This window comes from Streptomyces sparsus (assembly GCF_054776295.1).
The window spans coordinates 1-4,587 of sequence record NZ_BAAHCA010000364.1; the positions used below are offsets into that span (position 1 = coordinate 1).

General features: G+C 70.2%; 3 protein-coding genes. 2 read left to right on the forward strand and 1 reads right to left on the reverse strand.

The window, feature by feature from the left end:
- Positions 1-132 precede the first annotated feature (132 nt).
- Positions 133-1,941, reverse strand: a complete 1,809-nt coding sequence (locus ACYVE9_RS16405) for a glycoside hydrolase family 15 protein (protein WP_461028605.1) — start codon at positions 1,939-1,941, stop codon at positions 133-135.
- A gap of 330 nt (positions 1,942-2,271) precedes the next feature.
- Here ACYVE9_RS16405 and ACYVE9_RS16410 point away from each other — a divergent pair, with 330 nt between their 5' ends.
- Both ACYVE9_RS16410 and ACYVE9_RS16415 read left to right on the forward strand, forming a co-directional pair.
- Complete coding sequence (locus ACYVE9_RS16410; RefSeq protein ID WP_461028606.1) at positions 2,272-3,948, forward strand: CTP synthase; 1,677 nt, start codon at positions 2,272-2,274, stop codon at positions 3,946-3,948.
- The gene (locus ACYVE9_RS16415; protein ID WP_461028607.1) at positions 3,948-4,577 is read left to right on the forward strand and encodes an NUDIX domain-containing protein; all 630 of its coding nucleotides are present in this window, start codon (positions 3,948-3,950) and stop codon (positions 4,575-4,577) included. Before ACYVE9_RS16410 ends, ACYVE9_RS16415 begins: the two co-directional genes overlap by 1 nt.
- Positions 4,578-4,587: the final 10 nt, after the last annotated feature.

Genomic DNA, 4,587 nt, shown 5'->3' on the forward strand with positions numbered 1-4,587 from the left:
CCGGCCGCTTCGCGCCCCGGGAGGCGCACCGGACCCGCCACGGGCCGGTTCCCGCCCGCCCGCGCTCGGCCGGACGGGTGAACCGGCGGCGAGCCCGAGGCGGTGAAACGGTGTGAGTCCCGCGGCGCGGACTCAGCCGCCGTACGCGCCGGACGTGGTGAGCCGCAGCGCCGTGTCGATCAGCGGCACGTGGCTGAACGCCTGCGGGAAGTTCCCGACCTGGCGCTGCAATTTGGAGTCCCACTCCTCGGCGAGCAGTCCGAGGTCGTTGCGCAGTCCCAGCAGCTTCTCGAACAGCCGCCTGGCCTCGTCCACCCGGCCGATCATGGCCAGGTCGTCGGCGAGCCAGAAGGAGCAGGCCAGGAACGCGCCCTCCTCACCCTCCAGTCCGTCCACGCCCGCGCCCACACCGGCCGTCGGGTAGCGCAGCACGAAGCCGTCCGGGGTGGACAGCTCCCGCTGGATCGCCTCGATGGTGCCGATGACGCGCTTGTCGTCGGGGGGAAGGAAGCCCATCTGCGGGATGAGCAGCAGCGAGGCGTCGAGCTCCTTCGAACCGTAGGACTGCGTGAAGGTGTTGCGCTCCTTGTCGTACCCCTTCTCGCACACGTCCCGGTGGATCTCGTCGCGCAGGTCCCGCCAGCGTTCCAGCGGGCCGTCCACCTCGCCGGACTCGATCAGCTTCACCGTACGGTCCACGGCGACCCAGGCCATGACCTTCGAGTGCACGAAGTGCCGCCGGGGACCGCGCACCTCCCAGATGCCCTCGTCCGGCTCGTCCCAGTGGTCCTCGAGGTAGTGGATCAGCTTCAGCTGGAGCAGGCTGGCGTAGTCGTTGCGGGCGAGCCCGGTCATGTGCGCCAGGTGCAGCGCCTCGGTGACCTCGCCGTAGACGTCCAGCTGGAGCTGCCCGGCCGCGCCGTTGCCGATCCGAACCGGCTGCGACTGCTCGTAGCCCGGCAGCCAGGTCAGCTCCGTCTCGCCGAGCTCCCGCTCGCCCGCGATGCCGTACATGATCTGGAGGTTCTCCGGGTCCCCGGCGACCGCGCGCAGCAGCCACTCCCGCCAGGCCCGCGCCTCCTCGTGGTAGCCGGTGCGCAGCAGCGAGGAGAGGGTGATCGCGGCGTCCCGCAGCCAGGTGAAGCGGTAGTCCCAGTTGCGGACCCCGCCGATCGCCTCGGGCAGCGAGGTGGTCGGGGCGGCGACGATGCCGCCCGTCGGCGCGTAGGTGAGGGCCTTCAACGTGATCAGAGAGCGGACCACGGCCTCCCGGTACGGGCCGTGGTACGTGCAGTGCTCGACCCAGTCGCGCCAGAAGACGTCGGTGGCCTCCAGGGCGACCTCCGGCTCCGGCAGCGGCGGCGGACCGTTGTGCGATGGCTGCCAGCTGATGGTGAAGGCGACCCGCTCGCCGGGACCGACGGTGAAGTCCGAGTAGGTGGTGAGGTCCTCGCCGTGCGTCTCCACCTCGGTGTCCAGCCAGACGGAGTCCGGACCGGCCACCGCCACGGTGCGGTTGTCCACCTTGTGGACCCACGGCACGACCCAACCGTAGGAGAACCGCATGCGCAGCGACGAGCGCATCGGCACCCGGCCGCTGACGCCCTCCACGATGCGCACCAGTTGCGGGGCGCCGTCTCGCGGCGGCATGAAATCCGTCACCCGCACGGTGCCGCGCGGGGTGTCCCACTCCGACTCCAGGATGAGGGATTCACCACGGTAGCGGCGCCGGGTCGCGTACGGCGGCTCACCGCCGTCGGTCGGCGCCGGACCCAGGCGCCAGAAGCCGTGCTCCTCGGTGCCCAGCAACCCCGCAAAAACGGCATGCGAGTCGAAGCGGGGCAGGCACAGCCAGTCGGCGCTGCCGTCCCTGCAGATCAGGGCAGCTGTCTGCATGTCCCCGATGAGTGCGTAATCCTCGATGCGCCCGGCCACGTGCATCTCCAGTCGAACAGCGGTGACGCCCCGTGGGACGTGCTTTCACGATAGCTAGTCCTGCCTGAACGGGTATCCGGGCAGGATATGACGCGGAACCTGGGAACCGCTCGATGGTCACGATAGGACGCCTCGGGCCGTGACGTGACATCGTTGACCGAATGTGCGGAGGCGGGGGCGCTCGTGGCCTCACGGCACCCGTGCCTGCTGCTGTTACCCTGGTAGCCCGTGGAGCGGAGGGCTGAAAACCCCCGAACCGCAGCGACGGTACCCCGGCCGAACGAAGCGGGGACCGGTCCGCACTCACCTCGCGACCACGGGAGCCCCCTCTTGGCCATGCCGCCGAAGTCCATGACGACCAAGCACATCTTCGTCACCGGGGGCGTCGCCTCCTCGCTGGGCAAGGGGCTCACCGCCTCCAGCCTCGGCGCCCTGCTGAAGGCCCGGGGACTGCGGGTGACGATGCAGAAGCTCGACCCGTACCTGAACGTCGACCCGGGCACGATGAACCCGTTCCAGCACGGCGAGGTGTTCGTCACCAACGACGGGGCCGAGACCGACCTGGACATCGGCCACTACGAGCGTTTCCTCGACGTCGACCTGGACGGCTCCGCCAACGTCACCACCGGCCAGGTCTACTCCACGGTGATCGCCAAGGAGCGCCGCGGTGAGTACCTGGGCGACACCGTGCAGGTCATCCCGCACATCACCAACGAGATCAAGCACCGCATCCGCCGGATGGCCAACGACGACGTGGACGTGGTCATCACCGAGGTCGGCGGCACGGTCGGCGACATCGAGTCGCTGCCGTTCCTGGAGGCCGTGCGGCAGGTCCGGCACGAGGTGGGCCGGGACAACGTCTTCGTCGTGCACATCTCGCTGCTGCCCTACATCGGCCCCTCGGGTGAGCTGAAGACGAAGCCGACCCAGCACTCGGTGGCCGCACTGCGCAGCATCGGCATCCAGCCGGACGCGATCGTGCTGCGGGCGGACCGCGAGGTGCCCACCGCCATCAAGCGCAAGATCTCGTTGATGTGCGACGTGGACGACGCGGCCGTCGTCGCGGCGATCGACGCCAAGTCCATCTACGACATTCCCAAGGTCCTGCACGGCGAGGGCCTGGACGCCTACGTCGTGCGCCGCCTGGACCTGCCGTTCCGGGACGTGGACTGGACCCAGTGGGACGACCTGCTGGGCCGGGTGCACCGTCCCGACCACGAGGTCACCGTGGCGCTGGTCGGCAAGTACATCGACCTGCCCGACGCCTACCTCTCGGTGACCGAGGCGATCCGTGCGGGCGGTTTCGCCAACCGGACCCGGGTGAAGATCAAGTGGATCACCTCCGACGACTGCGGGACGGCCGCGAGCGCCGCCGAGCAGCTCGCCGACGTGGACGCGATCTGCATTCCCGGCGGCTTCGGCGACCGAGGCGTGGACGGCAAGGTCGAGGCGATCACCTACGCCCGGCTCAACGGCGTGCCGCTGCTCGGCCTGTGCCTGGGCCTGCAGTGCGTGGTCATCGAGGCGGCCCGGAACCTGGCCGGTATCAAGGACGCCAACTCCACCGAGTTCGACCAGGCCACCGCCCACCCGGTCATCTCCACCATGGCCGAGCAGCTGGACATCGTGGCCGGTGACGGCGACATGGGAGGCACGATGCGGCTGGGCATGTACCCGGCCAAGCTCGCCGAGGGCTCCATCGTGCGGGAGGTCTACGGCGGTGAGCCCTACGTGGAGGAGCGCCACCGGCACCGCTACGAGGTGAACAACGCCTACCGGGGCGAGCTGGAGAAGAAGGCCGGTCTGCACTTCTGCGGCACGTCTCCCGACAACAAGCTGGTCGAGTACGTCGAGTACCCGCGTGAGGTGCACCCCTACCTCGTCGCCACCCAGGCCCACCCGGAACTGCGGTCCCGCCCGACCCGGCCGCACCCGCTGTTCGCCGGCCTCATCAAGGCCGCGGTAGCGCGGCTGGAGAAGGACGCCGAGCGCGTCGCGGAGAAGGAGGCCTGATGGCAGCCGGACTGCGGGACACCGCCGAGCACTGGACGGTCGTCGCGTCCTCCACCCCGTTCGTCGGGGCCAAGACGAGTGTGCGCACCGACGAGGTCGTCATGCCCGACGGGTCCGTCGCCGGCCGCGACTACCAGGTGCACCCGGGCTCGGTCGCGGTACTGGCGCTCGACGAGCAGGACAGGGTGCTGGTGCTCAGCCAGTACCGGCACCCCGTCCGGCACAAGCTGTGGGAGATCCCCGCCGGCCTGCTGGACGTACCGGGCGAGAACCCGCTGCACGCCGCCGAACGGGAGCTCTACGAGGAGGCCCACGTCAAGGCCGCCGACTGGCGGGTGCTGACGGACGTCTACACCACCCCGGGCGGCTGCGACGAGGCGGTACGGATCTTCCTCGCCCGTGAGCTCACCGAGGCGACGGGCGAGCGCTTCGAGGTGGCGGACGAGGAGTCCGACATGGAGATCGCCCGGGTGCCGCTGCCCGACCTGGTCCGCGGTGTGCTCGCCGGCGACCTGCACAACAACTGCCTGGCCGTGGGGGTGCTCTCGCTCAGCGCCGCGCTCGCCGGGGACGGCATCGAGGCGCTGCGCCCCGCAGACGCCCCCTGGCCGGCCCGCCCCTTCGACTGAGCGGCCCCAC

Coding starts and splice junctions, on each gene's coding strand:
- ACYVE9_RS16405 (WP_461028605.1), bottom strand. CDS start 1,941: ATGCACGTGGCCGGGCGCATCGAGGATTACGCACTCATCGGGGACATG.
- ACYVE9_RS16410 (WP_461028606.1), top strand. CDS start 2,272: ATGCCGCCGAAGTCCATGACGACCAAGCACATCTTCGTCACCGGGGGC.
- ACYVE9_RS16415 (WP_461028607.1), top strand. CDS start 3,948: ATGGCAGCCGGACTGCGGGACACCGCCGAGCACTGGACGGTCGTCGCG.